The following is a 26,007-nucleotide window of genomic DNA, read 5'->3' on the forward strand; positions in this document are numbered from 1 at the left end:
GTCAACCTGCCTTTGCCATCTGCATGAGGGTGACGCGCTGCTGCAGGCGGCGCTGCGCCTGGTCGACGACCACGGCGATGATGATGACGAGGCCCTTGATGACCATCTGCCAGAAGGAGGAGACGCCCATCATGACAAGCCCGTCGGAGAGAATGCCGATGACGAAGGCGCCGATGATCGTGCCGCCGATCGTGCCGCGGCCGCCCGACATCGAGGTGCCGCCGAGAACGGCTGCCGCGATCGCATTGAGCTCGAAGCTTTCGCCGGTGGCCGGATGGGCGGCCATCAGTTCCGAGGAGATGACGACGCCGACGATTGCTGCGCAAAGGCCGGAGAACATGTAGACGAAGATCTTCACGACATCGACGCGGATGCCGGACATGCGCGCCGCCCGTTCATTGCCGCCGACGGCGAAGATGTGGCGTCCGATCGGCGTCGAGCGGGCGACATAAGCGGCCGCCAGCGCCAGCACGATCAGGATCCAGATCGACACCGGCAGGCCGAGGATGCGGCCAGCGCCGAAGAAGTCGAAGCCGGTCGTGGCATATTCCGGCCGGCCGACGAGGTTGGGAAAGGTCTGGCCATCGGACGACAGCAGCGCCAGGCCACGAGCGACATACAGCGTGCCGAGCGTGGCGATGAACGGCGCGACGTTCAGCTTCGTGATCAACAGACCGTTGATGAGGCCGATGATAAGGCCGATCGACAGCGTGATCAGCACGATCTCGAAGAGGTTGAAATAGATGGTGTAGCCGATCGGCAGTTCGATGCCGTAGAGGATCAGCCCGCCGGCAACCATGCCGCACAGGCCGACGATCGAACCGACGGAGAGGTCGATACCGCCAGTGATGATGACGAAGGTCATGCCCATCGCCAGGAAGGCGTTCAGCGCCACATGTTTCGACATCAGGATCATGTTCGCCGTCGAGGTGAAGTTCGGCGCGAAGATCGCAAAGAAGATGATGACGGCGAAAAGCGCGATGAAGGTTCTGAGCTTCATCAGCGTCAGAAGCGCGGAGCCGTTGGCGCCTTTCGGCGCAAGAGTGGTAGACGTAGCCGCCATCATGACGCGAGTTTCCCTTGATGTCCGTGTCCCTTGGCCGAAGCCGCGATGATCGCTTCCTCAGTCGCCTCGTCCCGGTCGAAGACAGCGACCAACTGGCCGTTGCTCAAGACCGCGATGCGATCGGATAGCGCCATGACCTCTTCGAGGTCGGAGGTCGAAAACAGAATGGCGAGCCCGTTTGCCGCCAGCCGCCGCATGGTGCGGAAGACGTCGGCCTTGGCGCCGACATCGATGCCGCGGCTCGGCTCGTCCATCAGCAGCACCTTCGGATTGGTCATCAGCGCCTTACCGATGACGACCTTCTGCTGGTTGCCGCCGGACATGGAGGTGACCTCGAAATCCGGGTTGGGCGCCTTGATCGAGAGATCGCGGATCGCCTCCTGAATGGCGTTTTTCTCCGCGCCGCTGTCGATATGGAAAAGCCGGGTGAAACGCGAAAGGCTTGCGAGCGTCAGATTGGAGGCAATGGAAAGCACCTGCACCAGTCCTTCCCGCTGCCGGTCTTCCGGGATGAGCGCAAGGCCGCGGCGGATGCGCCGCGTCGTGTCGCGTGCCCGCACTTCCCTGCCGTCGATGAAGATCTTGCCACTCGAATGCATATGGCGCCCGATCACGCATTCGAAGAATTCGCTGCGCCCGGCACCCATCAGGCCGTAAATGCCGAGGATTTCGCCTGCCTTGACCGACAGGGAAACATCGTTGACGGCAAGCCCGCCGGTCGGTCTGGGAAGGCTGATATTTTCGGCCCGGAACATCTCGCTGCCGATGGAATGGGTAACGGATTTCGCAAAATCCTTGGCATCCGAGCCAATCATCGAGCGCACTATCCAGCGTGTATCGATGTCGCGGACCATGGCGTGCCCGGTGATCTGGCCGTCGCGCAGCACCGTGATGTAGTCGCCGATCCGCATCAGCTCTTCCAGCCGGTGCGAGATATAGACGATGGCCACACCCTGCGCCTTCAGCTCGGCGATCACCTTGAACAGGATCTCGACTTCGGCCGCCGACAGCGCGGAGGTCGGCTCGTCCATGATCAGGATGCGAGCATTAAGCGACATCGCCTTGGCGATCTCGACGAGCTGCTGCTGGCCGATCGGCAGATCCTCGACCATCGTATCGGCCTCGATGCCGGCATCGAGGCGCCGCAGAAATTCATTGGCTTTCTCGACCTGCGCCTTGTGATCGATGCCGAGCAGGCCGCGAGTGATCTCTCGCCTCGCGAAAATGTTTTCGGCCACCGACATGTTGGCGAAGAGATTGAGCTCCTGGAAGATCATGCCGATGCCGTTGGCCTGCGCGTCGGCCGGACTGTCGAAGGAGACAGGTTTGCCGTCCAGGACGATGCGGCCGAGCGTTGGGCGCTCGACGCCGGCGATGATCTTCATCAGCGTCGATTTGCCGGCGCCGTTCTCGCCGACCAGAACGTTCACTGCGCCGCGGCGCAGCTCCAGATTGGCGCGCTTAACGGCGACGATACCGGAATAGACCTTCGACACGTCGTCGAGGCGCAGGATGATGTCGTCCTCTCGTGCCTCTGCCGCCGTCATGAGCCGACCTTCAGTTCCGAGGGTGTGACGAACGGAAGCTCCCCGCTTTTCGGCAACGGAAAGGCGCCGATCACCGTCACCGTCTTGCCGGTCAGACCATCGCGCGGAACGGCGGAGAGAAAAGCGGTATTGGCCTTCTCGTTGAACGCCTTGCCGAACTGCGCCCATTCGATCTGGTTCTTGAACTCGTTGAAATTGACAAATTCCAGCGTATCGCGCAGTGCGGTGCCGCGCAGCGCCGGCCCGATCTGCACCTTGGCATCGGCCTTGCCGTCGCCATCGGCGTCGACATCGAGCGTTGCCGCGCGCGAGGCCGTATCGGCTGCGACGACCGTGCCGGTGATCTTCACCGCATAGGTCCAGGGCGAACTGCTCTGCTTGCGCGGATTGCCGTATTTCTCGCCGGCAGCATCCGGATTGGAGGTGGCAAGTTGCATGACGTCCTTCAGCTCGCCGGCGCGCTTTTCGAAATAGGGCACGACCTCAGGCTGCCAGATCGCCTCGACCTTGGCATTCGGGTCGAAAGCGGTCTTGGCCGCTTCAGCCGCCTTCTCCTTCGCAGTCGGCGTCTTGATGATCTTGCAACCGGGCAAGGCCGCCACCACGACGGCGGCAAACAGGGCGCCCTTCATTCTCAACATGCGGGTAAACCTCGACGTCTTGCAAAATGCATTGCGGAGGGCGCAACGCTGCACCCTCCGCAATTGGTGCTGATCAATTCGTCAGGGCGAAGGTCTCGAGCTTGCCCGAATTGTCGGCGTTGATGAGAACGCAATCCATCAACTGCTTCTCTTCCTTCGGCGTCGTCTTGTTTTTGATGTAGGCGTCGGCCTGTTCCACCGCCAACTGGGCCTGCGCATAGGCCGGCTGCAGCACGGTCGCTTTGATGCCGCCCGACTTGATCGAGTCGCGCACGTCATTGGAACCGTCAAAGCCGACGACGATCACGTCCTTGCGGCCGGCGGCCTGAAGGGCTGCGATCGCACCCATGGCCATGGTGTCGTTGCCTGAGATGACGCCCTTGATATCGGGATTGGCCTGGAGGATGGTTTCCATCTTCGAATAGGCTTCCGTCTGGCTCCAGTTGGCCGACTGCTTGGCGACGGACTTCAGCTCCGGATAATCGTCGATGACGTCGTGATAGCCCTGCGAGCGGATGCCGGCATTGGTGTCGGACTCCTTGCCTACCAGCTCGACGTAATTGCCCTTCTCGCCCATCAACTTGACGAATTCCTGCGCCCCGAGTTGTGCGCCCTGATAGTTGTTCGAAACGATCTGGGCGACGGCAACGCCGGTGGCGTTGATTTCGCGGTCGATCAGGAAGGAGGGGATGCCGGCATCCTTGGCCTTCTTGACGGCGGCGACGGAAGCGTCCGCGCCGGCATTGTCGAGGATGATCGCCTTGGCGCCGCGCCCGATCGCCGTATCGATCATTTCCGACTGCTTGTTGGCGTCGTCGTCATGGGTCATGACGAGGGTCTCGTAGCCGAGTTCCTTCGCCTTGGCTTCGGCGCCGACGGCTTCGGCCTTGAAGAAGGGGTTGTCATGCGCCGGCGTGATGATGGCGATGAGATCGGCCGCAAAGGCCGGCATGGCCGTTCCGAGCGCCATCGCGCTGGCAAAGGCTGCAAGTGTCAGTCTGCGCGTCAGTTTCATTTTTTCCTCCCGTTGTGAATGAAGCCCCGTCTCCGGAGCGGTTACTCCGTCTCCCCGGAGCGGTTAAGGGGGAGGGCATGCCTCCCCGGGCCGGTTCAGGTGATGCGCCGGATGCTTTCGGCGATCTCCTGCGGTTCGAAGACTTTCTTCCAGTCGTCGCGCATCAGCGCCGGAATGCCGAACTCGATTGCCTTGTTGCAGGCATCCGAGAACACGCCGTCGACCTCCTTGAAGATGACGGCGCCGAGCACGTTCATATGGCCGAGCAGAAAGTCGCGGGCGGCCTCCGCCGGCACGCCGCGCGCCACGCATTCGTCCATCGCCTGGCGCATGACGACGAGCAGCGAAGCGCAGACCGTTTCGGAAAGGCCGGGTTCGAGCATGGCGAGCTGATCGACCGTAACCCTGTGCGAGCGCATGACCGGCGCCCAGATGAGCTTGGCGATTTCCTCACCGAGCGTATAGGCGCTGTCAGGCCCCTGCATCAGCGCCGAGACGATATGCTGTTTGGCAAACAGACCGCCGAAATGGTCCTTCTTGGCCTGCATATCCGTCTCATCGTTGAAGATCGGCGGATGGCAGGGATGAGTGACGAAATAGGTGAGGTCGTCGCGCTTCGGCAGATGGCCGGCGAATGGGGCGGCGGCATCCAGCGCCACCACCATCGTGCCTGATGTGAGCTTGTCGACGATGCCGGCCGCGACCTTGCCGATCGCCGTATCCGGCACGGCGAGGATGACCACATCAGCGCCGTCGAGCGCGGCATCGACCGGCACGCAATCAAGGCCGAGATCGTTCTTCAAACGCGCCTTGCCAGCGTCGCTCACCTCGACATGGTGCACTTCAAAGCGCGAGCCTTTGAGATTTTTGGCAAGCCGGTATCCCATTTTGCCGCCGGCGCCGAAGAGAGCAATCTTGGTCATGTTTTCCTCACCTTTTCAGTTCTGGATAGGATCATATACTGGTATGATGAGTCAATCACCATATCATTACTTTGGTCGTTTAAGACCCATGTTTTTCGGCGTCGAGCCGGTCGATCGCCTCGACGTTGCCGGCCGACGGGCCATCGGGATCGAATTCGGAAGCGAGCCAGACGTCTACGATCGACTTCGCCAGTTCCGGGCCGATCACGCGCGCGCCCATCGTGATGATCTGGGCGTTGTTCGATTTCGCCGCGCGTTCCGCCGAATAGGTGTCGTGGGTGAGTGCGGCGCGAATACCAGGCACCTTGTTTGCGGAAATGCACACACCGATGCCGGTGCCGCAGAACAGGATGCCGCGCTGATGTTCGCCGTCGACGATCGTCTGCGCCAGGCGCTGGGAGAGATCGGCGTAGAAGCCGGACTGGCTGAGATCGTGAACTTCGAGATCCGCTTTGCCGGCGAGATGGGCGGCAATAACATCGAGGAGCGGTTTGCCGGCGCTGTCGGCGCCAATTGCAATCTTCATAGCAGTTTCCTTTCATCGCCCTCAGGCATGGAAATCACCTTTCGATCGCCGCGCTGACGCGACGAAGAATGTCGAGGTAACCGTCGACGCCCCAGGCGGAGCGGCCGATAAACAGGCCGTCGATATGCGCCTCGGTGATCAGTTCCTCACAATTTTCCGGATTGACGCTGCCGCCGTAGAGAATCGGCACCGCACGGCCAAGAATGGATTTCGCCACCTCGGCGATCTTGCCGTGCCGCTCCGACGCGTAGTCGGCGGTCGCCGGTATGCCCTTGGCGCCGATTGCCCAGACAGGCTCATAGGCAAGCAGGATCGGAGCCTTGTCGGCCTCCGTGTCGACGCCGCGCAGCGCCGCCTCGACCTGGCGCCGCAAAACCGCATCGGCCCGGCCCTCCTGGCGCTCCTGCAGGGTCTCGCCGATGCAGATCAGCGGCGTCAAGCCATGGCGGATCGCGGCGGAAACCTTGAGGCCGACGGTTTCGTCGGTCTCGCCGAAATGCTCGCGGCGCTCGGAATGGCCGAGCTCGACGATGTCGAGCTGGCAGTCCTTCAGCATCAGAGGAGAAATCTCGCCGGTCCAGGCGCCGGCATCCTCCCAGTGCATGTTCTGGGCGCCGACCTTCACCGAGGTCTCGGCCAGCAGCCGCTTGACCTCGCGCACCGCGGTAAAGGCGGGAATGACGAAGCGCTGCACGCGGGTATCGCGTTCCGCGTCCGTCGCTGCGAGGCGGTGCGCGAAAGCCAGAGCGTCCTCCACCGTCTTGTTCATCTTGAAGCTGGTGCCGACCCAGACGACCATCAGTTCTTCCTTCCCAGACGGATCTGCGCGAAATAGCCGTCCGTTCCGACCTGGCCGCCTTTCAGCGCGATCTGCAGGCCATTGGTCGGCGGGTAATCGCCATGGGCGAGGCATAGCGGCGAACCCGGCGTCTGGGGCAGCGGCAGAAGCGTCGTCAGCGCGTCGATCTTCAATTGCCGGAGCGCATGGCTCGACGTGTCGCCGCCGGCAACGACGGCGCGCGACAGCCCTTCCGCTTCGATCAGCCGTCGCAGGATCGTGCCGAGGGTACTGCCGAGCCGGTGGCGGGCGCCCGGCAGCCGGTCGATATCGGCGCCGCGGTCCGCGGATGGGCCGAGCGCCGTATAGAGGATGACGCTCTTGCCGTCTTTCAGCTTGCTGACACCCGCCTGCACGGCCGCTTCCACGGCGGCTTCGCCATTGGAAACCAGCGCGAGCGGGTCGAGCGCAATGCTCTCGAAACCGTTCTCGGCAGCCGTGCGAATCTGCCGCTCGGTGGTCGGCGAGACGCTGCCGGAGACGACGGCGAGGCGATCGACCGGGCCGATATCGGCAAATTCGGCGCCGATCTCACAGATCAGGCCGGCCTGCCGCCAGGCGCTGAGCAGGGCATATTCGACACCAGAGGAGCCGGCGACGAAACCTCCCGAACGGCCTGTGACCCGCAGCATCTGCCGGCCGGCGGCCGCCTGTGTTGCTGCGCAGTCGACATCGAGGAGCAGTATCCCTTCGCCATTCGATGTCAGCGCGTCGATCCGTTGGTCGGCGTCCGCCGCGGTGATCGCAACGAGATCGGCAAGCAGGACGGGGAGGGAGGTCTGCTTCGACAGATGGAGCGCAAGATCCGCCTCGTCCATTGGCGTGACGGGATGGCGGCTCATGACAGGATGGCGGTCGATGCGGAAGACGCGGCCCTGATAGGCGGCGAAGAGATTGCCGAAGGCCGTATAGCGCTTCAATTGCGGCGCGCCGACGATAACCGGCACGATGGACTGTCCGAAACGCCTGCGGCCGACTTCGATCGCCTTGCCGATATTGCCGATCCCCGGGCTGGAATCGAAGGTCGAGCAGACCTTGTAATGGCAGATCGAAGCACCGAGCGAACTCAGCCAGTCGAAGGCCGGCGCAAGGTGTTCCTCCATCCACGCCGGCGTTTCGCTGCGGCTCGTTCCCGCCAAGCCGATCGCGCGGCAGTGTTTGAAGCGGGCGAAGAATTCCGGCGAGGGAAGGTCGAGGAAGAGCACGGTCTCGACACCGTTCGAGGCAAGCGCCTCCATGACGTCGGTCGAGCCGGTAAAATCATCGCCGTAATAGCTGACGAGACGTCCGTCCATATCGCTCACGCGCCTTTGCCATCGCTGAATTTCGCAATCGAGGCGGCAAGCTCCGGATAATCTCTCGCGTAGACCTCCAGCGGAATGTCGGCGACCGCCGCCTGCCAGGCCTGCTGCACGGCGCGAACGCCGGCGGCCGGGCCGCCGGGATGACTGACGATGCCGCCGCCGCAGAGATAGAGGAGGTCGACGGTGCGGCCGGTGCGCTGATAGGTCTCCGGCGCCTGTCCGCCCCACTGGCCGGAACCTGCGACCGGAAGCGGCCGGTCGGCGGCGTCGAACAGCGGCGCGCTGATGGCCTTGAAAGACGAGACGAAGCTGTCATCGGGCTCCCAATATTTCACCCTGATGCCGTTGATCTGGAACTGGTCGACGCCCAAGAGCCGCCAGAACTGCTGGTAGACCTTGAAGTCCATGCCGGCGCCCGGATCGCGCGTCAGCACGTCCCAGCCGTTTCGATGCGCGTGCAGCACCAGGCTGGAGCGCTTGCGCAGAAAGCTCATGCCGCCGAAACCGATCGAGTTGATGTTGACGACAGCACAATTGCCGCCGGCCGCAGCGACGATGTCGTGGTTGCGCATCATCTGGTCGGGGTCGGCATGCGAGATGCCGAAGGCATACATCACCTTCTTGCCGGTCTTCTGCTCATGATCGAGAATGCGCGGCATGATCGCCGCGACGCGGTCCTTGAGCGGCGAATAGGCCGGGCTCATCAGTTTCTCATCGTCCTTGATGAAGTCGACGCCCGATGCGATCAACTCGCCGACGAGCTCGGCCGTCTCGTGCGGTCTCAGCCCAAGTGCCGGCTTGACGATCGTGCCGATAATCGGCCGGTCTTCGACGCCGGTGAGGCGCCGACTGCCCGGTATGCCGAATTGCGGCCCGGGATGGGCGCTCTTGAAAGCCTCCGGCAGCGTCATGTCGACGATGCGGATGCCGGTCATGCCCTTGATCGAATAGACGCCGCCGATCGCGATGGTCATCAGAGCGGAGAGATCGATGCCGATCGCCTCAAGCGGAAAGCCGATGTCGACATCGGCGCGGTGCAGCCGCGTGCCGGGAGCCGCCTCCGGCCAGGTCGGATGACGCCCGTCCTCGAGCGGGCGGATCGCCAGCACCCGGGCGGCGACACGCGCCTTCAGCTCCTCGGTCTCGCCCGGAACCGGCACGAAGGTCCCGGTCGACTGGTCGCTGGCGATCTTCTCCGCCATCGCCTCGACGCTGCCGGGCGTTTCGATGCGGTAGGTCAGGGTAATCATCATGAACGGACGGCTGCTCCTCTCGGCCTACGCAGATTGTCATGGCGTCAACTTGTGATCTGGTATAATGAGTATTCCAATCGATGCAAAGCGGAATCTTCGGCCGCGCAAATTTTCGTTGCGCGCTTTGTCCTTGGTTCGAAAACTGTTAGGAGGAGACATTTGAGCCAGCGAGATCTCATGACCCAGCCCCTCGAACAGATCGTCCGCCGCAAACTATCCGACGAAGTGTTTGATCGACTTGAGCGATTGATCACATCAGGCGAGCTCCAGCCCGGCGATGAAATGCCCTCCGAACGGGTGCTGATGGAGCGCTTCGGCGTCGGCCGCCCGGCAATCCGCGAAGCCATGCAGTCGCTCGCCAACAAGGGCCTCGTCAGCATTTCACACGGCGAACGAGCCAAGGTGCTCAGGCTGACGGCAAAGTCGATCTTCCGCCAGGTCGATCTCACCGCCAAGATCATGCTGTCGCAATCGGCGGATTCGCTCGAACATCTGAAGAGCGCCCGCATCTTCTTCGAGCGCGGCATGGCCCGCGAGGCCGCCCAGCGCGCCTCGGCAACCGACATCGCCGATCTCAGGGATATCATCGAGCGTCAGCGCATGTCGCTCGGGCGCGCCGAAGCGTTCATTGACGCCGACATGGAATTCCACACCCGCATCGCCCAGATCTCCGGCAATCCGATCTATGTTGCCGTCAGCGAAGCCATGCTTGCCTGGCTGAAGGAATATCATACCGAGATGCTGATCTGGACCGGCAAGGAAAAGTTCACGCTCGCCGAACACGACGAAATCGTCGACCGCCTGGAAGCCAACGACATCGACGGCTCGGAAACCGCGCTGCTCAAACACCTCGAACGCTCGCGAGCGCTTTACGCGAAGTAGGGAGCTTTTGTTTAGCGACTGCTTGGGAACAATGATGTGCCGGCGAGGTTTTGGATAGGCCCGTCAGGCAAAAATCCCAAGGAGGATATGAAAATGCGTATGAAACTCGTAGCAGCTTCGCTTTTCGCAATCGGCATGGCCACATCGGCCTTCGCGCAGTCCAACCCAGCGCCGGCCGGCGCCACGATTGACAAGAACCAGGCCGATCAGGGTGGCGGCGCGGCCAGCGACATGAAGACCAAAAAGCCGATGGCGACCGATTCCACCACGACCAATTCCACGACCAGCGGCACGATGAAAATGGACAAGACCAAGTGCCCGAACCCGGTCAACAACTCGGCCAAACTTCAGACCCAGGGCGGCACCAGCAATGCCACGCCGATGGACGAAGCCTGCGCAGCCCATAACAACTGATCGGCTTCCCCAGGCAAAAACCCCGCTTCGGCGGGGTTTTTGCCTCATCTCACAGCCCTTATCGGCGGCATCCCCGAGCCAGCCTTGACTCATCGACAGGCGATTGGTATCAAGTTGGGTAATCGATAACCCAAAGCATCGCCCGTGACCACTTCACTCAACGACATAGCTGCCCGTGCAGGCGTTTCCGTCAAGACCGTGTCAGGCGCCTTGCATGGCGGGTCGGCGCGCATGTCGGAGGATACCCGGCAGCGGATCAAGGAGATCGCCGAGGAGCTCGGCTATGTCACTAACTTCGCCGCACGCAGCATGCGGCAGGGGTGGATGCCGCTCGTCGGCCTGGTCGCGGACGACTTGATCACGTCGCCTTTCGCGACGGAGATTATCAGGGGGCTCGACGGCGCTGTGCGCGCCGCTGACATGGCCGTTTTCGCCATGACACTCGGCGGCCATCGCAGCGTGGCGTCGATCCTCGACGAGATGCGGCGGTTTCGCCCGCGGGCGATTGCCTATGCCGCCATGTATCACAAGAGCGTCGACCTGCCGCCCGAATTTGCCGATGCGGTCGGCGTCATGATCAACTGCCGCGATGCCAACGACCGCGTGACCTCGCTGGTGCCCGATGAAGCAGGGGCGGCGCTGGAGATTACCAACTACCTGATCGACGCCGGCCGGCGCAACATTGCCTTCATCAATCTGCCGGGGCTGCTTGCTGGCGACCTCCGCGAACTCGGTTTCCGGCAGGCGCTCGATCATGCCGGCATCGACGGAGCCGGCGCCATCGTCCTGCCTGCCGTCAGCAAGGCGATCTACAATGACCGGGCGCACAGCCTCGTGGGCACGCATGTCCATGCGCTGATGAACGGCCCACGGCGTCCCGATGCCATCCTATGCGGCAATGACCGCGTGGCGATGGAGGCCTATGCGGCGCTACGCCGGACAGGCGCAACCATCCCCGATGACGTCGCCGTTGCGAGTTTCGACAATCAGGTCGAGATCGCCTCGCGTCTCGACCCGCCGCTGACCACCATGGCGCTGCCCCATCGCGCCATGGGCCGCCAGGCCGCACAAATCCTGCTTGCCGAAGACCGGGCTCCGGTCGGAGTGCAGAAACTGCCGTTCCAACTGGTGGAGCGGGCATCCGTATAAATTGAGAAAGTCCCATTCAATTGAGGAGGAATTCAAATGGGTAAACGATTACTTTGGTCTCTGGTCCTGTCCTCGGTGCTATCAGCATCATGGGCGCAGGCAGCCGAGAAAACCGCAATCCAGGTCATGCATCAGGGCGATCCCGGTTTTGTCGCCGCCTACGGCAAAGTCGCCGAACGGTTCGAGGCCGCCAATCCCGATGTCGACATACAGTTCATCTATGCGCCGCACGATGCCTATAACGAGAAGTTCAGCGCCGCCGTCATGGCCAAGCAACTGCCCGACGTCATGGAACTCGATGCGCCGTTCCTCGCCAACTACGTCTGGTCGGGTTATCTTCAGCCGATCAAGCCGCTGATCGACAAGGACCTCCTCGACGACATGACGGAGTCCAACGTCGCCCAGGGCACATACCCGATCGACAAGGACCTCTATGCAATCGGCCTCACCGACTCGTCGGTGGTTCTTTACGGCAACAAGAAATATCTGGAAGCAATCGGCGCCCGCATTCCGAAATCCGTCGACGATGCCTGGACCAGGGAGGAGTTCGAAACCTATCTCGAGAAGCTGTCTAAGCTCGACGGGGTGAAGTGGCCGATCGACACTTTCCGCGGCTACGGCATCAAGACCGAATGGATCACCTATGCCTATGGTCCGATCCTGCAATCGGCCGGCTGCGATCTCATCGACCGCAAGGCCTGGAAATCCGAGGGAACGCTGGACAGCGATGCCTGCGTCGATGCTCTCGCCATGATGCAGAAGTGGGTCAAGAACGGCTGGGTCGTGCCGCAATCGGCCGGAACCAACCAGTTCTTCGCCGAAGGCAATCCGGCAGCGCTGGCGCTCGGCGGACACTGGGTTTATGCCGAGGCCGCCGCGACCATGAAGGACAACATCGTCGTCCTGCCGCTTCCGAAGTTCGGCGCCAAGGGTGCGAGCCCCAATGGCACCTGGATCTGGGCGATCACCAAGACGTCGAAACATCCCGATATCGCCGCCAAGTTCATCAGCTTCCTTCTGAAGGACAAGGAGTATCGGGCCTACGTCGCAAGCCAGTCGGGTTATCCCGGCCTGAAGAGCTTTGCGGCCGAATCTCCGCTCTATGCAAACGGCGGCCCGATGGCGATCGCCTTCGAACAGGCGTCAAAGACGGCCGTCTCGCGCCCGCCGCATCCTGCCTATCCGACAATCACCTCGGCCTTCATGCAGGCCGTCGATGAGGCGTTCAACGGCGGCGATCCCAAGGAGGCGCTGACGTCAGCCGCCAAGAAGATCGACGAGGATATCGAGGACAATGACGGGTATCCGCCGTTCGGCGACGGGCAATAAGAGCATCGCCGCCGACAGGTCGAAGCCCTGCGTTGTCTCCGGCAGGCATCGCAGGGTGGACCGGGATTAAGGGTTGGAGAGGAGGAGCTACATGGTCATGCAACAATCGATATCGTCGACATCCGTCCGAAAGGCTCCGGCGCGCCGGCATGACAGGGGACGGCTGATGCAGGAAGCGGCCATGCTCGCGCCGGCGGTGATCCTGTTGACCTTCTTTCTCATCCTGCCGTTCCTCCTGTCCTTCTGGACGGCAATGACCAACCAGCCGCTGGTGCCGCGGCCGACGCCCGTCCGCTTCGTCTGGTTCAACAATTTCATCCGTATCTTCCAGGACGATCTTTTCTGGACCGCCCTTTGGAACGTCTCGCGCTTCACCTTCTGGATCATTCCGGCGCAGTGCGGCCTCGCCTTCGCGACGGCGCTGCTCCTGCATCAGAAGCTGCCGTTCCGCAATCTGCTGCGCGGCATGTTCTTCCTGCCGGCGATCACCTCGATGGTCGTGGTCTGCGTCATCTGGGGCACGCTGTTCCAGTATCCCACGGGACCGTTCAACCAGATCCTGGGCTTTCTCTCCGGCGGAGCGATCCAGCCGATCGATTGGCTCGGCGATCCGCAATGGGCGATGTTCTCGCTCGTCCTGCTCTCAGCCTGGCAGGCCTACGGCTTCCAGATGATCGTCTACCTCGCCGGCCTTCAGGGAATTCCGGACGAACTCTACGATGCCGCCAAGATCGACGGTGCGAACGCTTTCCGGCGCTTCTGGCATGTGACCATGCCCGGCCTGCGGCCGACCCATGTCTTCGTGCTGGTGATCACGACCATCCAGGCGTTCAAGCTGTATACCCAGGTGGCCATCCTCACGCAGGGCGGTCCAAAGAGCAGCACCGAAACGGTGGTGCACTACATGGTCCGTTCCGGCTTCGAAGAGCAGAAGATGGGCTACGCCTCTGCCGTTTCGGTCATCTTGTTCGTGATCGTTCTCATCATCGCGCTGATCCAGCGCCAGCTCCTGAGGCGCTTCGATGTCTGATATCGCACTCTCGATCCCGCAGGCCCGCACGGCGCGGCCCCGTTCCCCCGCAACGGTTCTTCGCATCATCCAGACGACATGCATTTTCATCATCGCATTGGTGATCGTGTCTCCATTGCTGCTCCTGGTCGTGGCAAGCCTCAAGGATGACCGGTTCCAGATTCTGGCCGATATGGGCAGCTTCCGCGCCTTCTGGGTTTCGAACCCGACGCTTTCCAACTATGCCGAGGTCGGCCACCTCTCGGGTGAACTCGCCTTCGGACGCTACCTCATCAACTCGCTGATCATCCTGGTCACGACGGTCTGTTCCGGCCTGATCGTGAATTCGATGGCCGCCTTTGTCCTGGCCTGGGGATCGTTCAAGGGCCGCGCCGTCATCCTGTCGATCGTGATCGCGCTCTATGTGATCCCGCAGGAAAGCATCATCATGCCGCTCGTGATCATGGTTTCTCGGGCGGGAATGACCGACACCTTCGCGGTACAGATCGTTCCCTGGGTCGCCAGCCCCCTTTATATCTTCCTGTTCTACCAATTCTTCGCGCAACTGCCGAAGGAATTGCTGGAGGCCGCCGAGATCGACGGCGCGTCCTTTTTCCGGGCGTATCGCTCCATCTTCCTGCCGCTCAGCCTGCCGGCACTCGCCACCGTGTCGATCCTCATGGGGATCGAGACCTGGAACCAGTATCTCTGGCCGATCCTGGTGACGCAGACCGACTATGCCCGGCCGATCGCGGTGGCCATCGCGACCTTCTTCGGACAGGACAGCATCTACTGGGATCGTGCGATGGCTGCCTCCGTTTTGATGATGATCCCGATCCTTGGGCTCTACCTCGCGTTCCAGCGCTGGTTCGTGAGCTCCTTTATTGGCTCCGCCGTGAAAGGTTGAATTGATGACAAGCCAAGCGATTTCTCCGTCCGATCAAGTGGGGCCGGAGACGATCAGCGCCGTCCTGCCCGAGGGGGCCACGATCCACGCCTGGATCAGGGCGCCGCATGCCGGCGCCACGGGCAGGCTGACGGCATATGTCGACGGGGAGCCGGCCGGTGCTGTCGAAACATCAAATCCGCATGAATTCGAGTTTCGGCGGCTGACGCTGGAAAGAGGCGGAGAGGCGGCTTTCTCCTACAATCCGGTTACAACCGAAATATCGGTCCTCTATGCTTTTCTCCCGCCCCGCGTCCTGGAAGAAGGCATCCGGCTGCTGCATGTCCGACAATGCGCCGCCACACCTGAGGTCCCGGGCAGCTATCACTTCCGTCCGCTGTCTGGTTGGATGAACGATCCCAACGGGTTCGGAAGGTTCGGCGGCAAGCTGCACCTGTTCTACCAGCATTATCCGCATAGCCCTCGATGGAACAACATGCATTGGGGTCATGCGGTTTCGGAGGACTATCTTCACTGGAAGCATCTCCCGATCTTTCTTTTCCCTTCCGATGAACTCGCTCAGCAGGCCGACGGGCGGGGCGGGGCATTTTCCGGCTCCGCGATCGCTCTTCCCGGCGATGAAGCCGGCCTTCGCATTTTCTTCACCGAGCACATGAAAGATCGGCAACCGGAGGAACAGGTTCAGTTCACCGCCACCAGCCCCGATCTTGTCAATGTCGAGCCGGCGAACCTGATCCTGCCAGCGCGTCCCGCCGGGCTCGGCCTGACAACCGACTTCCGCGATCCTTACGTCTTTTCGGGGCCCGACGGCAAATGGAAGATGTTGGTGGGCACACGGGACCGCGAGGGTGGCGTCATCCTGCTCTACGAAACGGATGATCCGGCTGCGGCGACGGGATGGACCTTCCTCGGCATGCTTCACCGCGAGAACCGCTTCGGGATGACGGCGGCGGAGTGCCCCTGCATGGTGCCCCTCGACGGTCCCGCCAACGACCCGATGACGCGCTGGGCCATGATCTTCGGTCTGCTGACCAGCCGCGACCCGACAACGGGCCGGCGCAACATCACGCTTGCGAGCGTCGGCCGTTTCGACGGCCAAAAGTTCTCCATGCAATTTGAACAGGAACTGGATTTCGGCACCGATGCCTACGCGTTCCAGGCCTTCGTCGACCATGCCGGCCCGATCGGCATCGCATGGCTTGCGAACTGGACGGATATATCAAGAGAAATCGACATGCCGACGGCGATGACCCTGCCGCGCCGGCTGGCATTGCAGAGCGGGGCGCTGATTACGCCGCCGGTCGCCGCTGTGGAAAGCCTGCGGCGGCACCGACTGGATGTCGGAGGCCTTCTGGAAGGCCAAACCGTCGCTCTCGGCAACGGCTCCGTCGAAATCCTGCTCACCTTGAAGGAAGCCGGCAACGCCTTCCGTTTGGAATTCGATCATTCCGAAGCAACTGTTGCGGTTCAGTTGAACGAGGATGGGCTGAGCATTCCCTTTTCAGTGACAAATGCCAAGGCATTACCGCGCTATATCGCCGCCGGCGCACGCCCGTCGACCATCCGGATCTTCCTCGATGCGGGCTCGCTCGAGGTCTTTGCCGACGATGGCCGCTGGACGGGAACCAAGCGGTTGCCCGGCTTCAAGGGCGTAAGCTCGGTGCGTCTGACCGCGCCCGAGGGCAATGTGCTCGCCGCCGAAATCTGGCAGCTCAGTCTTTAATCGCTGGAGGATGAAACGACATGGCATCGGTTACAATAGACGAAGCCCGCAAGCATTATGGTGCCGTTCCGGTGATCCACGGCGTCTCCGTCGATATTGAGGACGGCGAATTCGTCACGCTCGTCGGCCCCTCGGGCTGCGGCAAGTCTACCCTGCTCAGAATGCTCGCAGGGCTGGAGGAGATCAGCGACGGCGAAATCCGCATCGGCGGCCGGATCGTGAACGACGTGGCGCCGAAAGAGCGGGATATCGCCATGGTGTTCCAGAGTTACGCGCTCTATCCGCACATGACCGTCGCGGAGAATATGGGCTTCGCTCTGAAGCTTCAGGGGCGGAACAAATCGACGATCGAAAAGCAGGTGAAGGAGGCGGCCGACATTCTGGCGCTTGGGCCTCTCCTCGACAGATTGCCCAAACAGCTGTCGGGCGGCCAGCGCCAGCGCGTCGCCATGGGCCGGGCGATCATTCGTCACCCGCAGGTGTTTCTCTTCGACGAGCCGCTCTCGAACCTCGACGCCAAGCTGCGTGTGACGATGCGGGCGGAAATCAAGGAGCTTCACCAGCGGCTGAAGACCACCACCGTCTATGTCACCCATGATCAGGTCGAAGCCATGACCATGGCCGACAAAATCGTCGTGATGCGCAGCGGCCGCGTGGAGCAGATCGGCAAGCCGCTCGAACTCTTCGACCGGCCGGCAAACACCTTCGTCGCCTCTTTCATCGGCTCGCCCGCCATGAACCTGTTCGAAGGCAAGGTCAGCGGCGGCAGCTTCGTTTTGGACAGAACCAGCCTGCCTCTGCCGCCCGGCCGGCAACCGGCGGACGCCGTCACCTATGGCATCCGCCCCGAGCATCTGTCGATCCGCGAGGACGGGGTGCGGGCCACCATCGTCGTCGTCGAGCCGACCGGATCGGAAACTCTCATCAACGCCAGGCTCGGAAATGCAGATATCACGCTGCTTCTGCGCGAACGGGTCGACTTTGAGCCGGGACAACAAATCTCGATCGCCCCTGACCTGTCGAAGGTGCATTTGTTTGGAACAGGCGGCAATCGCCTGAATTAAGATGGGGCGTTTTGACCGGCACGCCGATTGTGAGTGTCGTAGAGTCCCCTCGCAAAATGCCCAGTTTTTGCGAGGGACTGCTTTGGTTATGCCATTTATGGATGGACCTTCTGAACATCTGAGGTTTCTAATGCCTCAACCGACAGATCGGAGCCGAGCGCGCTCAGGAAACTCGCGGCATGGAAAATGGCAGCCGGCGGCTTTGCGCCGGTCTCGCGGATCTCCCCGGACAGGATACGCTGGACCGCTTCGCAAATGATCGGCGCCGTGACAGCATAGATGTCCTGTCCCTGGGCGAGACTCCGGCGGCACAGCTCGCCTTGCGTGACGATCACCTCGACGGCGAAGCGCTGCGCCGAACGCCCGGTTTCGTCGATGGCCTGGGGCGAGGGCGTCGAGGGGTCGCGAACATCGCGCAGGGCTGTCGTGCTGAGAAAGGTATGCAGCTCGTTGGTCCTGATGTGGCCAGCGATCAGCGGTACCTCCGAAAATGGAAGCTCGACGAATGTCTGGCGGCCGAACGGGGCCGGCAAGACGGCCACCTTCTCTGCCGGCGTCTGGTGCACGGGGCCAAGCTGGCCACCGCTGACCGCCAGGCGCTGCGCCCTGTTCTTCTCGCCTGTCACGCGCGTGCCTTTCGTGGGCAGCCAGCTGTCGAGCGCAACCCGGATTTCAACGGTGTCGGCGTGCTGCCATTCGTCCATCAGGGCTGCCACCAGCAGGTCGGCCAGTCCGCCGTAAAATCCCATCGCCGGGATGACGACTACGCCGGCTTTCCGGGCCGCAGCCTCATGCCGGTCGAACGTCGCCTGTACGCTCGGCTGTTCGGCCGTGACGTCGAGATAATGGATGCCGGCCCGCAACGCGGCACGCACGGCTGCGTCGGCCGTGTCCATGAACGGGCCGGCGCAGTTGATGACCGCCGCCGCTCCCGCAAGCGCCCGGTCGAGCGCCGCGTCATCCTCTATCGCTGCTTCGCGGCATTCGACGCCGCGTTCCGCAAAGCCCGCCTCCGCCAATCGTTCGGCGCTCCGTCCGATCGCGATCGGCTTGAGCCCGCGCCGCAACAGTTCGGCGACGACAAAACGGCCGGTATGGCCATTCGCGCCAAGGACCGCCACGGCCTCGGATGATGTTCTGGTGATGTCGGCTTGTTGGGTCGTGGTCATTGCTCTCTCCATCGCTACAGACCTGTCTGTACTCAATAAAACATACAGGTCTGTAGCGCGTCAATCAACTTTCTGCTAGGGTGACTGAATTGGAGATACGCGAATGACGAAAAGCACAGTGAACGCACCCGCCCCAGCCGTGAACGACGTGCGGGACAGAATTCTCGAGATGGCATCGGAACTCTTCTACCGCCGCGGCGTGCGTGCCGTCGGCGTCGATCTGGTGGTTGAAAAATCCGGTGTCGCCAAAACCAGCCTTTACCGCCATTTCGGCACGAAGGACGATTTGATCGCGGCCTTCCTGAAACGCGAGGACCTGGACTTCTGGAACACCTGGGACCAGGTAACCGAACAGCACGCGGATGACGCCGGGGCTGAACTCGACGCCCATTTCGAGTGGATCGGCGAACGGGTCGGCCGGGACAATTACCGGGGCTGCCCGCAGATCAACACCGCGGCCGAGTTTCCGGAGACCGGTCACCCCGCGCGCAAAGTCGCCGAAGCCCACATGCGGGAGATGCGGCGGCGCCTGAGGACCATCGCCGGGAGACTGGCGGTCGCGGCACCCGACCGGCTTGCCGGGCAACTCGCGGTGCTGATCAACGGCGCCTTTGTCAGCATGCAGGTGTTCGAGCCCGGCGAGGCCACCGGTTTGCTTCGTGATGCGGCGCACGCCCTGATCGCCGCCAGCCGCGGCTGACTCCCTGGAGGCAGATTTCTCGGCGTTGGGAAATGGATCAAGAGGAACGGGCCACGCATCGGGATCGAGAGTTCCCGACATTCGTCGATTGCTGTTCAGCCGAAATTTGTACCGCAATATCTCTTGTCGGCGCTCTTGCGCACACAAGGCTTTCGTAACAACAGGCCGCCGGTTCGGATCCCTTCAAGGCGAGGGAACTATGCAGATACGATTTCGTCCGCGCATCAATTTCCTTGAAACCTGGCGTCAGGGCGCATATATTGATATCAATGCCATCGTTTTTGCTAGATTGATATCAATGCCGGCTGTCACCATTCGCAATCTTTCTGATGAAACACATCGCGCACTGCGGGTGCGAGCGGCTCATCATGGCCGAAGCACAGAGGCCGAAATCCGGGACATTATCGAGGCCGCCGTTCGCCCATCTGAACGCGTGAAGCTCGGCTCTTTACTCGCGGCCATTGGTCGTGACGCTGAGCTTTCCAATAGCGACGTTGAAGCCCTGCAGCAAAATCGCGATAAGGCGCCCGCTGAACCCATGACTTTCGAATGATCTTGTTGGACACCAACGTGATATCGGAGCCATGGAAACCGGTTCCTGATGCAGCAGTGGTCGCTTGGTTGGACGCCCAAACCATCGAGACTCTCTTCCTTTCCGCAATAACAATTGCCGAACTTCGTTTCGGGATCGCCGCTATGCCCTCAGGCAAACGGCAAACTATCCTTCGCGATCGCCTGGAGGACGACGTGCTTCCGCATTTTGCCGAACGCATCCTGCCTTTCGATTTTGCCGCCAGTCAATTCTACTCGGAACTGATGGCGCGCGCTCGAGTAGCCGGGAAGGCGATCAGCAAGGCGGATGGATATATTGCAGCCACTGCAGTAGCGAACGGCCTTGCCGTCGCAACTCGCGACACAAGCCCTTTTGAGGCCGCTGGGTTGAAAGTGATCAACCCCTGGATTCCATAAATATCATGTAATTTTAGGTGCCCTCGGTTCGACTCCACAAGGCGGTCAAGCGAGGCCAACGTCGTCAGAGATGCGGCGAACTCTCGCATGAGCCCGGCTACAAAGTGCGCGTTCGCCCGAATGACCGCAGCAACAGATTAAGGGAGACGGCAACCTTGTCGATGTCGCGAATATCGCGGGAATATTGACCGGTATAGAGTTTGACAATCATGTTGTCACGCGCAGCGCCGCTGAGTTCGAAATACAGGTGCAGGTAATAGGCTTGCTTGTCGCCGCCGCGACTTATGCTGCTTCGTCGTTGAGTGACCTGTCCGAGCTCCGCTTTGAACGGGGCGAAGCCGGGGAGTTTCAGCATGACCGATTTGGATTGAAATCGGGCCATGCTGGGGACCGCAACGACCGCTTTGTCCAGTGCCAGACTGACGATTTGGCCGGGGACGTCGTCGACGACAGCGGGTTCATCGAGCTTGAACGCATGAAACAAACGCCGGGGTTTCTCAAAGCAGATCAGCGACGCGATGAGCAGGACGACGATATTGATGCCTGACCACCACGCCGCGACCGGTGAAAACTGGCCTTGTACATGCGACGTTTCCGGTACGACGTTGACCAGAAGTCCAAGGACGGTGACCGTGATCATGATTGCGATCCAGGCGAAGCTGTAGCGGTCAAACTGGTTCGCCTCGTTGCCGCTGCCCTTTGGCGTCACCCTGAACGGCTTGCCAAATGGTCTCACCAGGCTGGAGACCACGGTCGGCAACATGCGGAATGTCGAAAAGGTCCCGACGGCGCTTGATATCACAGGCAGATAGCGCGTCGGCGTGATCCACAGCATCAGCAGAAAATAGGCCGCCAGCAGCGGCACCTGATGAGAGACATAATCGGCTATATCGGTGAAATAGAGCGGGAGCAGGCCGAACCAGAGATAGACGATCGGGACCAGCAATATCGTGAAGCGGACCAGATACTGCACCAGCCATGACGCCGGCAGGAACATGATCCGTTGAAAGAGCGTCAATCCCGGACCGCGCAGCGGGCCATTATAGAGGTAAAGGGTTTGAATACCCCCCTGACACCACCGTTCGCGCTGCACGAAATAACCGGTCAGGTTTTCGGCGGCCAGCCCCATCGATAGCCGCTCGTTCAGATAGCGCGTCTTGTAGCCTTTGTTGAGCATCGAAAGCGTTGTCAGCAGGTCTTCGGTGATCGACTCCGTCGGAAATCCGCCTATTGCGTCGACGGCCTCGCGGCGGGCAATCGAGCATGACCCGCAGCAGAAACTGACATCCCAGGCGTCTCGGCTGGGCGCGATCTCGTCGAAGAACAAGCGCTGCTCGTCCGGCCAGATATTCTCCAGACCAAGGTTTGATTGCACCGGATCGACATTGAAGAAGTGTTGCGGTGTCTGGACGATGCCGATGCTGTCATCTGAAAAGAAGGGCAGCGTCCGGCGAAGGAAATGCCGATAGGGCACAAAATCGGCGTCGAAGATCGCAATAAACTCGCCCGAGCTGACCTTCAGCCCGTTGTTCATGTTGCCTGCTTTGGCATGGCTGTTGTCACCGCGCGTGACGTGGATGACGTTCTTTTCTTCGCAATAGGCCTTCAGCCAATCCCGGCGTTGATCGTCAAGCACATACACATTCAATTTGTCGGCAGGATAATCCAGCGAGCGGGCGCCGATGATGGTTCGCTCGAGGACGTCGAGCGGCTCGTTATAGGTCGGAATGAAAACATCGACAGTCGGCAGCTCACGCTGCTCCCGCGCAAAGAAAACGCGTGCCAGCCTGTCCGCTTCCGCGCTGCGGTCGACGTAGCGGCTCATCAATACCAGAAAGAGGATGACTTCGACGCAGGCCAGAATCTCGACGATGAAGAGGATCCAGACCCAGTAGAAACTCGGACCGCCGTCGGGATAGGGAAGCACTGTCTCCGTCAAGCGCCAGAACATGTATCGCAATGCGAATGCACCGACAAACGCGCAGGTCACCACCCGTGTCCAGGTGTGACGGCGTGACCAATTGAACGGCCCCAGGAAAAAGAAGGCCATAACGAGAAAGGTCGGAACCAGCGCTAGAAGATACTGAACCACAGGCTTTTGACCCAGTTGGACACGTCGATGCCGTGTTTGGAAAACCGTACCTGCACTGTGCGCCCTACCTGGCAGGAGTTCGCAAAGTCATCGTTCATGAAGGATGGATCGAGGCGAACCCGAATGCGGGCGTTGCGTTGTGTCGACGGCGGCAAACTGGCGGCAAAGGAATCGGTCTCGACCGAAGCCGAGCTGCCTCTGACAGAAATGACAGTACCCTTGAAGACATCGCTGCGGCCGAACAAGCGCACCTGCGCAACAAGTTCCGGGTAGATCTCGTCATAGTTGACCTCGGGAACAAGGATATCCACAAACAGCTCTCGACAGTCGAGGAGGCGCATCAACTCGTCGTTCAGCACGACGTTGGAACCGTTGACGATACTCCTGGTCCAGACAACGCCGTCGAACGGCGCTATTGCGGTTGCGGATTCAAGGCTGCTGACGCGGTTCGCCTCTTTAACCAGCTGCTTTTGAACTTCGGTCGCTCGCGTCTCGTTTTCCGCAATGCGCGAGTTCAAGTCGTTGATGCGAACGACAACCTCGTCTTCACGCTGTCGCGAATAAGGCACGTCATTCTGTCCGTCGCCGAAGACAAAGATACCCTGGCGGACCGCATTGAGCCTTTGTTGCAATTGATCGACAGTCAGATTGCTGATTTCGACCTCGCCGCCGGTCGCAGCACCGGCCGCACGCGCAGCCTCAACCAGCTTCTGCGTCAGAATGCCTTTTGACTCGAGCTGCATCCGGCGGCTCAGATCGACCTGGGCGACCAGATCCTGAGCTTGCGACACCTCGACTTTCTTCCGCAGGATTTCGACTTCGCGTTCGAGATTGGCAATGGTGGTCTGCTTGTAGACTTCCAATCTGCCAGACAATTCCTCGCGAAGCGCGGAGAGCTCCTCGCGTTCCTTTTTAAGTGCCGCGACGCGGTCGAGCGCCGTGTTGCGATCTGCCTCGAGCGAGGCGAGGATTGCACGATTGACGCGCGTATTTCTAATTTCTGCGAGGGTTTGTCCCGCTTTGACCGGGCTGCCGACCTTGAGGGGTTCTTCCGCAATCGTGCCGTCGATTGGGGCATTAACGACAGCAAACCGCGCATTGACCGTGCCATCAAGGCTCGTAAAGCCGGTAATCGTCGGCAATGAAACGACGGTCACGAGTGTCAGCAGCAGCAGGCCGACAACGATGCGTGTGATGCGATGATTCCAGATCATGTTGGCATCCGAAGGTATCGCTTCTGCAGCCATCCGTCCCAATCGAGCTGGTCCGGATGCAACCCATTCTTGCATAATTTAGCGCATTGAAATTTTTAGACAAGTGATGGTCGCAAGCCTGCAGCAGAAACAGTTCGGCTCTGGACCAAATGCCGCCGGCATAGGCCTGGCATCGTGTCGATTGGCGCAGGGAATGGTCAAGCGATCTCAGGCGCGGCGACTGACGTGATTGGAAATCACTGCGCCGCGCCTGACAATGCTGCCACCTCATCAAGACAAAAACAGAATAATTCCACGCGATCGTTTTTCTAATTCGGTCGAAGTTTTTTGGTCGCGATCAGCATGACGAGATCTTCGGAGGCATCTGCGAGCTCCAATGCCAATTCCGCAGCCGACCATCCATGTTTCTGCAAACTGACGAGCATTTCCACCATTGCGACTTCGACCTCTCGTCTGCAGCTCGAAATCGGCTTCAATTCGATTTGTTTCTCATCACATGCGGTCGTCATCTTAGCCTCCATTCTGCCAATGGGCAGCGTCACAAAATTCGCCAATGGGTGGATAGGGTAAGGGTTGCGTGCAAGCCTCGGCCTTATTACGCATCGACACAGACGGCCTCAGCCTGCGCGCAACCCCTTCGCCTCCTTATTTGCCGATGTCCGGCCTCAGGAGCGTCTCGCAAGAAGGTGAGCAGAGGAAACCCGCACGATTGGCGATAGGAGTTTTTCCTGGCGCCTGACAGTTATGCGAATAGGAATTGCTGTCGTAAGCCATTGCTCGCGCAAAGCGCGCACGAATATTGCCCCGATAGTTCACGACCTATCCTCCTCTGCTTGCATATTTTGTTGTGATTTAGTGTCGATCACGTTGAGAGTGCTTTGAAACTGCATTGCACTGGCAAGTGAGTATTTGGGCTTTCCAACCGTCCTTCGGAACTAGCCCGTGCTCATTTAAATACCGGAACAGGACGCAATTGTCGTTATCGCCGCATCCCGAAAATTATCGGTCCGTCCATTTCTGCTCGTATAGGAATATGATAAGTAGCTTATGCACGTAGGACTTCAGTCGATTCGGTTTGTCGGATGGGCTGCGCGGACGTTTCAGCCGGCTTATGCGCTGGAGAAATTCGATGGTTACGGAGTCTGGGGATGACCCCGCTGCTGGGAAGGAATGGCCGGCCCACCTGGAGCGGCGGCGCTGGCCGCGCGAACCGTCCCCGCAGAAAGAACATCGGGTGGACGTTCCGCCTGCATTGGTGCCGTTGCGGTTTTCGACGCGAGACCTGCCGCCGAAAGAACAATTCCAGTCCTGGCGATCACATATGGCGCCGCTTGTGGATGTTCACCTGCAGAACGGACAATCTGAGGACGACGGTTTTCTCGCGGAACAGACCGGCTGGCATCTCGGCGATATCCTCATCGTCCAGCAGCGCGTGCAGGCATGCAGCTATATTCGCGATCAGGCCATGCTGCGGTCGAGCCCAATCGATCACTGGAATGTCGGCGTACTTCGCAGCGGCCGGGCCTGGACCGAGGCCAATCGCCATGTCACGGAGACCGGCCCGGGCGAGATATTTTTCAGGTCTCTTGGTTACCCGTACCGCGGGCCGCCGTGCTCGTCTTCCTACCCTATGAACTACTGACCCGTGATGCGCCTCTTCTGCAGAACGCCCACAACATCGCCCTCTCCGGTAGCCTCGCCGAATTGCTCGTCAGCTATATCGACGGCCTGGAAGCGAACCTCAGCAATTTGACGGTGGAGGAGGCGCCGCGGATCATCAGGACGATCGGCGATATGGTCGTTGCATGTGCTGCATCGTCCGCAAGTTTGGACCGCGGTCAGGAACAGACCAATACGGGGCTGATGGAGCGGGCGCATCGTTATATTCACCTCAATCTTCATTCAGACAGCTTGACGCCTGACGTCATGTGCCGGGCGCTGGGCATCTCGCGGACGCGGCTCTACCAATTGTTCGAAACGAGCGGGGGCGTCTTCAACTACATTCGCAAACGTCGATTGCTACAGGCCTATGCGGATCTAACCAACCCGTCCGACAACAGGCCGATCTCGGAGATTGCCGAGACCGCCGGCTTCGACGTTGCAGCTAATTTTACGCGCGCGTTCAGCCATGAATTCGGGCTCAGCCCGCGTGAAGTCAGAAAGACCATAGCAACGGAGCGCCCGGCCATCCCGGCGACACGTTTCATGCGGCGTTCTGGGACAACGATCGGCGATTGGCTAACGCTCGCACGTTGATGCGGTGGGCTAGGCTT

Annotated in this window: 24 protein-coding genes and 1 pseudogene; 12 read left to right on the forward strand and 13 right to left on the reverse strand. The window is 60.7% G+C overall.

The genetic code is table 11. The features are described 5' to 3' along the window. Window position 1 precedes the first annotated feature (1 nt). The 9 genes from K6N12_RS03210 to oiaX form a co-directional block, all read right to left on the reverse strand. Entirely contained in the window at window positions 2-1,066 is a 1,065-nt protein-coding gene (locus K6N12_RS03210; RefSeq protein ID WP_054185406.1) for an ABC transporter permease, read from the reverse strand. Then, window positions 1,063-2,613, reverse strand: coding sequence for a sugar ABC transporter ATP-binding protein (locus K6N12_RS03215; protein WP_222148732.1), 1,551 nt, complete (start codon window positions 2,611-2,613; stop codon window positions 1,063-1,065). The genes K6N12_RS03210 and K6N12_RS03215 overlap by 4 nt, the downstream gene beginning before the upstream one ends. After that, window positions 2,610-3,254: a DUF2291 family protein gene (locus K6N12_RS03220; protein WP_222148733.1), complete on the reverse strand. Its 645-nt coding sequence runs from the start codon at window positions 3,252-3,254 to the stop codon at window positions 2,610-2,612. The genes K6N12_RS03215 and K6N12_RS03220 overlap by 4 nt, the downstream gene beginning before the upstream one ends. A gap of 73 nt (window positions 3,255-3,327) precedes the next feature. Continuing rightward, window positions 3,328-4,269, reverse strand: a complete 942-nt coding sequence (locus tag K6N12_RS03225) for a D-ribose ABC transporter substrate-binding protein (RefSeq protein WP_097624237.1) — start codon at window positions 4,267-4,269, stop codon at window positions 3,328-3,330. 95 nt (window positions 4,270-4,364) lie between these two features. Continuing rightward, window positions 4,365-5,192 carry a phosphogluconate dehydrogenase C-terminal domain-containing protein gene (locus K6N12_RS03230; protein WP_131710576.1) on the reverse strand — a complete coding sequence of 276 codons (828 nt, stop codon included), beginning with the start codon at window positions 5,190-5,192 and terminating at the stop codon, window positions 4,365-4,367. A 79-nt stretch (window positions 5,193-5,271) separates the two neighbouring features. Next, on the reverse strand, window positions 5,272-5,718 hold the full coding sequence (derI, locus tag K6N12_RS03235; RefSeq protein WP_003592019.1) for a D-erythrulose-4-phosphate isomerase: 447 nt from the start codon (window positions 5,716-5,718) through the stop codon (window positions 5,272-5,274). Window positions 5,719-5,752: 34 nt separating this feature from the next. Further along, a complete protein-coding gene (locus K6N12_RS03240; RefSeq protein ID WP_131710575.1) occupies window positions 5,753-6,517 on the reverse strand; it encodes a triose-phosphate isomerase in 765 nt (254 codons plus the stop codon). Beyond that, window positions 6,517-7,851, reverse strand: coding sequence for a four-carbon acid sugar kinase family protein (locus tag K6N12_RS03245; RefSeq protein WP_222148776.1), 1,335 nt, complete (start codon window positions 7,849-7,851; stop codon window positions 6,517-6,519). The genes K6N12_RS03240 and K6N12_RS03245 overlap by 1 nt, the downstream gene beginning before the upstream one ends. 5 nt (window positions 7,852-7,856) lie before the next feature. Further along, window positions 7,857-9,113, reverse strand: a complete 1,257-nt coding sequence (oiaX, locus tag K6N12_RS03250) for a 3-oxo-isoapionate-4-phosphate decarboxylase OiaX (RefSeq protein WP_222148734.1) — start codon at window positions 9,111-9,113, stop codon at window positions 7,857-7,859. 177 nt (window positions 9,114-9,290) lie between these two features. Between oiaX and K6N12_RS03255 the strand changes: the two genes are divergently transcribed. The 8 genes from K6N12_RS03255 to K6N12_RS03290 all read left to right on the forward strand — a co-directional run bounded on the left by K6N12_RS03255 (window position 9,291) and on the right by K6N12_RS03290 (window position 17,590). Next, window positions 9,291-9,995, forward strand: coding sequence for a transcriptional regulator NanR (locus tag K6N12_RS03255; RefSeq protein WP_097624233.1), 705 nt, complete (start codon window positions 9,291-9,293; stop codon window positions 9,993-9,995). Between the two features lie 93 nt (window positions 9,996-10,088). After that, window positions 10,089-10,409, forward strand: a complete 321-nt coding sequence (locus K6N12_RS03260; protein WP_097624232.1) for a hypothetical protein — start codon at window positions 10,089-10,091, stop codon at window positions 10,407-10,409. 144 nt (window positions 10,410-10,553) lie between these two features. Beyond that, a complete protein-coding gene (locus tag K6N12_RS03265; protein WP_222148735.1) occupies window positions 10,554-11,558 on the forward strand; it encodes a LacI family DNA-binding transcriptional regulator in 1,005 nt (334 codons plus the stop codon). A gap of 36 nt (window positions 11,559-11,594) precedes the next feature. After that, the gene (locus tag K6N12_RS03270) at window positions 11,595-12,887 is read left to right on the forward strand and encodes an ABC transporter substrate-binding protein (protein WP_131710570.1); all 1,293 of its coding nucleotides are present in this window, start codon (window positions 11,595-11,597) and stop codon (window positions 12,885-12,887) included. Between the two features lie 91 nt (window positions 12,888-12,978). Then, window positions 12,979-13,917 (forward strand): carbohydrate ABC transporter permease, encoded by a 939-nt coding sequence (locus K6N12_RS03275; protein WP_097624229.1) that lies wholly within the window; start codon window positions 12,979-12,981, stop codon window positions 13,915-13,917. Then, the gene (locus K6N12_RS03280) at window positions 13,910-14,803 is read left to right on the forward strand and encodes a carbohydrate ABC transporter permease (RefSeq protein ID WP_097624228.1); all 894 of its coding nucleotides are present in this window, start codon (window positions 13,910-13,912) and stop codon (window positions 14,801-14,803) included. Before K6N12_RS03275 ends, K6N12_RS03280 begins: the two co-directional genes overlap by 8 nt. A 4-nt stretch (window positions 14,804-14,807) precedes the next feature. Then, on the forward strand, window positions 14,808-16,526 hold the full coding sequence (locus K6N12_RS03285) for a GH32 C-terminal domain-containing protein (protein ID WP_222148736.1): 1,719 nt from the start codon (window positions 14,808-14,810) through the stop codon (window positions 16,524-16,526). Between the two features lie 20 nt (window positions 16,527-16,546). Then, window positions 16,547-17,590: an ABC transporter ATP-binding protein gene (locus K6N12_RS03290; RefSeq protein ID WP_131710567.1), complete on the forward strand. Its 1,044-nt coding sequence runs from the start codon at window positions 16,547-16,549 to the stop codon at window positions 17,588-17,590. Between the two features lie 95 nt (window positions 17,591-17,685). Here the strand turns inward: K6N12_RS03290 and K6N12_RS03295 are convergent, their stop codons facing one another. Further along, a complete protein-coding gene (locus K6N12_RS03295) occupies window positions 17,686-18,759 on the reverse strand; it encodes a saccharopine dehydrogenase family protein (RefSeq protein ID WP_131710566.1) in 1,074 nt (357 codons plus the stop codon). A gap of 103 nt (window positions 18,760-18,862) precedes the next feature. Here K6N12_RS03295 and K6N12_RS03300 point away from each other — a divergent pair, with 103 nt between their 5' ends. From K6N12_RS03300 to K6N12_RS03310, 3 genes are all read left to right on the forward strand, one after another. Then, entirely contained in the window at window positions 18,863-19,459 is a 597-nt protein-coding gene (locus K6N12_RS03300) for a TetR/AcrR family transcriptional regulator (protein WP_131710565.1), read from the forward strand. Between the two features lie 298 nt (window positions 19,460-19,757). Then, a complete protein-coding gene (locus K6N12_RS03305; RefSeq protein ID WP_003550301.1) occupies window positions 19,758-20,012 on the forward strand; it encodes a FitA-like ribbon-helix-helix domain-containing protein in 255 nt (84 codons plus the stop codon). Beyond that, a complete protein-coding gene (locus K6N12_RS03310; RefSeq protein WP_131710564.1) occupies window positions 20,009-20,428 on the forward strand; it encodes a type II toxin-antitoxin system VapC family toxin in 420 nt (139 codons plus the stop codon). Before K6N12_RS03305 ends, K6N12_RS03310 begins: the two co-directional genes overlap by 4 nt. A gap of 97 nt (window positions 20,429-20,525) precedes the next feature. On the opposite strand, the gene K6N12_RS03315 is transcribed toward K6N12_RS03310, so the two are convergent. From K6N12_RS03315 to K6N12_RS03325, 3 genes are all read right to left on the reverse strand, one after another. Next, complete coding sequence (locus tag K6N12_RS03315) at window positions 20,526-22,520, reverse strand: glycosyltransferase (RefSeq protein WP_131710563.1); 1,995 nt, start codon at window positions 22,518-22,520, stop codon at window positions 20,526-20,528. Next, on the reverse strand, window positions 22,502-23,734 hold the full coding sequence (locus tag K6N12_RS03320; RefSeq protein WP_131710562.1) for an HlyD family secretion protein: 1,233 nt from the start codon (window positions 23,732-23,734) through the stop codon (window positions 22,502-22,504). The genes K6N12_RS03315 and K6N12_RS03320 overlap by 19 nt, the downstream gene beginning before the upstream one ends. Before the next feature lie 308 nt (window positions 23,735-24,042). After that, entirely contained in the window at window positions 24,043-24,243 is a 201-nt protein-coding gene (locus K6N12_RS03325) for a hypothetical protein (protein WP_003591985.1), read from the reverse strand. A gap of 620 nt (window positions 24,244-24,863) precedes the next feature. On the opposite strand from K6N12_RS03325, the pseudogene K6N12_RS03330 reads away from it, so the two are divergent. Beyond that, window positions 24,864-25,990 (forward strand): annotated as a pseudogene (locus K6N12_RS03330) (helix-turn-helix transcriptional regulator). The last annotated feature ends 17 nt before the right edge of the window (window positions 25,991-26,007 follow it).

The organism is Rhizobium redzepovicii (assembly GCF_019793435.1).
In the GTDB taxonomy this organism is placed as follows: Bacteria; Pseudomonadota; Alphaproteobacteria; order Rhizobiales; family Rhizobiaceae; genus Rhizobium; species Rhizobium redzepovicii.

Excerpts from the sequence above, each read along its gene's own strand:
- derI (WP_003592019.1), bottom strand. The coding sequence starts at position 5,718 with ATGAAGATTGCAATTGGCGCCGACAGCGCCGGCAAACCGCTCCTCGAT.
- K6N12_RS03320 (WP_131710562.1), bottom strand. The coding sequence starts at position 23,734 with ATGATCTGGAATCATCGCATCACACGCATCGTTGTCGGCCTGCTGCTG.
- K6N12_RS03215 (WP_222148732.1), bottom strand. The coding sequence starts at position 2,613 with ATGACGGCGGCAGAGGCACGAGAGGACGACATCATCCTGCGCCTCGAC.
- K6N12_RS03280 (WP_097624228.1), top strand. The coding sequence starts at position 13,910 with ATGTCTGATATCGCACTCTCGATCCCGCAGGCCCGCACGGCGCGGCCC.
- K6N12_RS03260 (WP_097624232.1), top strand. The coding sequence starts at position 10,089 with ATGCGTATGAAACTCGTAGCAGCTTCGCTTTTCGCAATCGGCATGGCC.
- K6N12_RS03245 (WP_222148776.1), bottom strand. The coding sequence starts at position 7,851 with ATGGACGGACGTCTCGTCAGCTATTACGGCGATGATTTTACCGGCTCG.
- K6N12_RS03275 (WP_097624229.1), top strand. The coding sequence starts at position 12,979 with ATGGTCATGCAACAATCGATATCGTCGACATCCGTCCGAAAGGCTCCG.
- K6N12_RS03305 (WP_003550301.1), top strand. The coding sequence starts at position 19,758 with ATGCCGGCTGTCACCATTCGCAATCTTTCTGATGAAACACATCGCGCA.
- K6N12_RS03240 (WP_131710575.1), bottom strand. The coding sequence starts at position 6,517 with ATGGTCGTCTGGGTCGGCACCAGCTTCAAGATGAACAAGACGGTGGAG.
- K6N12_RS03300 (WP_131710565.1), top strand. The coding sequence starts at position 18,863 with ATGACGAAAAGCACAGTGAACGCACCCGCCCCAGCCGTGAACGACGTG.
- K6N12_RS03230 (WP_131710576.1), bottom strand. The coding sequence starts at position 5,192 with ATGACCAAGATTGCTCTCTTCGGCGCCGGCGGCAAAATGGGATACCGG.
- K6N12_RS03210 (WP_054185406.1), bottom strand. The coding sequence starts at position 1,066 with ATGATGGCGGCTACGTCTACCACTCTTGCGCCGAAAGGCGCCAACGGC.
- K6N12_RS03225 (WP_097624237.1), bottom strand. The coding sequence starts at position 4,269 with ATGAAACTGACGCGCAGACTGACACTTGCAGCCTTTGCCAGCGCGATG.
- K6N12_RS03220 (WP_222148733.1), bottom strand. The coding sequence starts at position 3,254 with ATGTTGAGAATGAAGGGCGCCCTGTTTGCCGCCGTCGTGGTGGCGGCC.
- K6N12_RS03290 (WP_131710567.1), top strand. The coding sequence starts at position 16,547 with ATGGCATCGGTTACAATAGACGAAGCCCGCAAGCATTATGGTGCCGTT.
- K6N12_RS03270 (WP_131710570.1), top strand. The coding sequence starts at position 11,595 with ATGGGTAAACGATTACTTTGGTCTCTGGTCCTGTCCTCGGTGCTATCA.
- K6N12_RS03295 (WP_131710566.1), bottom strand. The coding sequence starts at position 18,759 with ATGACCACGACCCAACAAGCCGACATCACCAGAACATCATCCGAGGCC.
- K6N12_RS03255 (WP_097624233.1), top strand. The coding sequence starts at position 9,291 with ATGACCCAGCCCCTCGAACAGATCGTCCGCCGCAAACTATCCGACGAA.
- K6N12_RS03285 (WP_222148736.1), top strand. The coding sequence starts at position 14,808 with ATGACAAGCCAAGCGATTTCTCCGTCCGATCAAGTGGGGCCGGAGACG.
- oiaX (WP_222148734.1), bottom strand. The coding sequence starts at position 9,113 with ATGATGATTACCCTGACCTACCGCATCGAAACGCCCGGCAGCGTCGAG.
- K6N12_RS03310 (WP_131710564.1), top strand. The coding sequence starts at position 20,009 with ATGATCTTGTTGGACACCAACGTGATATCGGAGCCATGGAAACCGGTT.
- K6N12_RS03325 (WP_003591985.1), bottom strand. The coding sequence starts at position 24,243 with ATGACGACCGCATGTGATGAGAAACAAATCGAATTGAAGCCGATTTCG.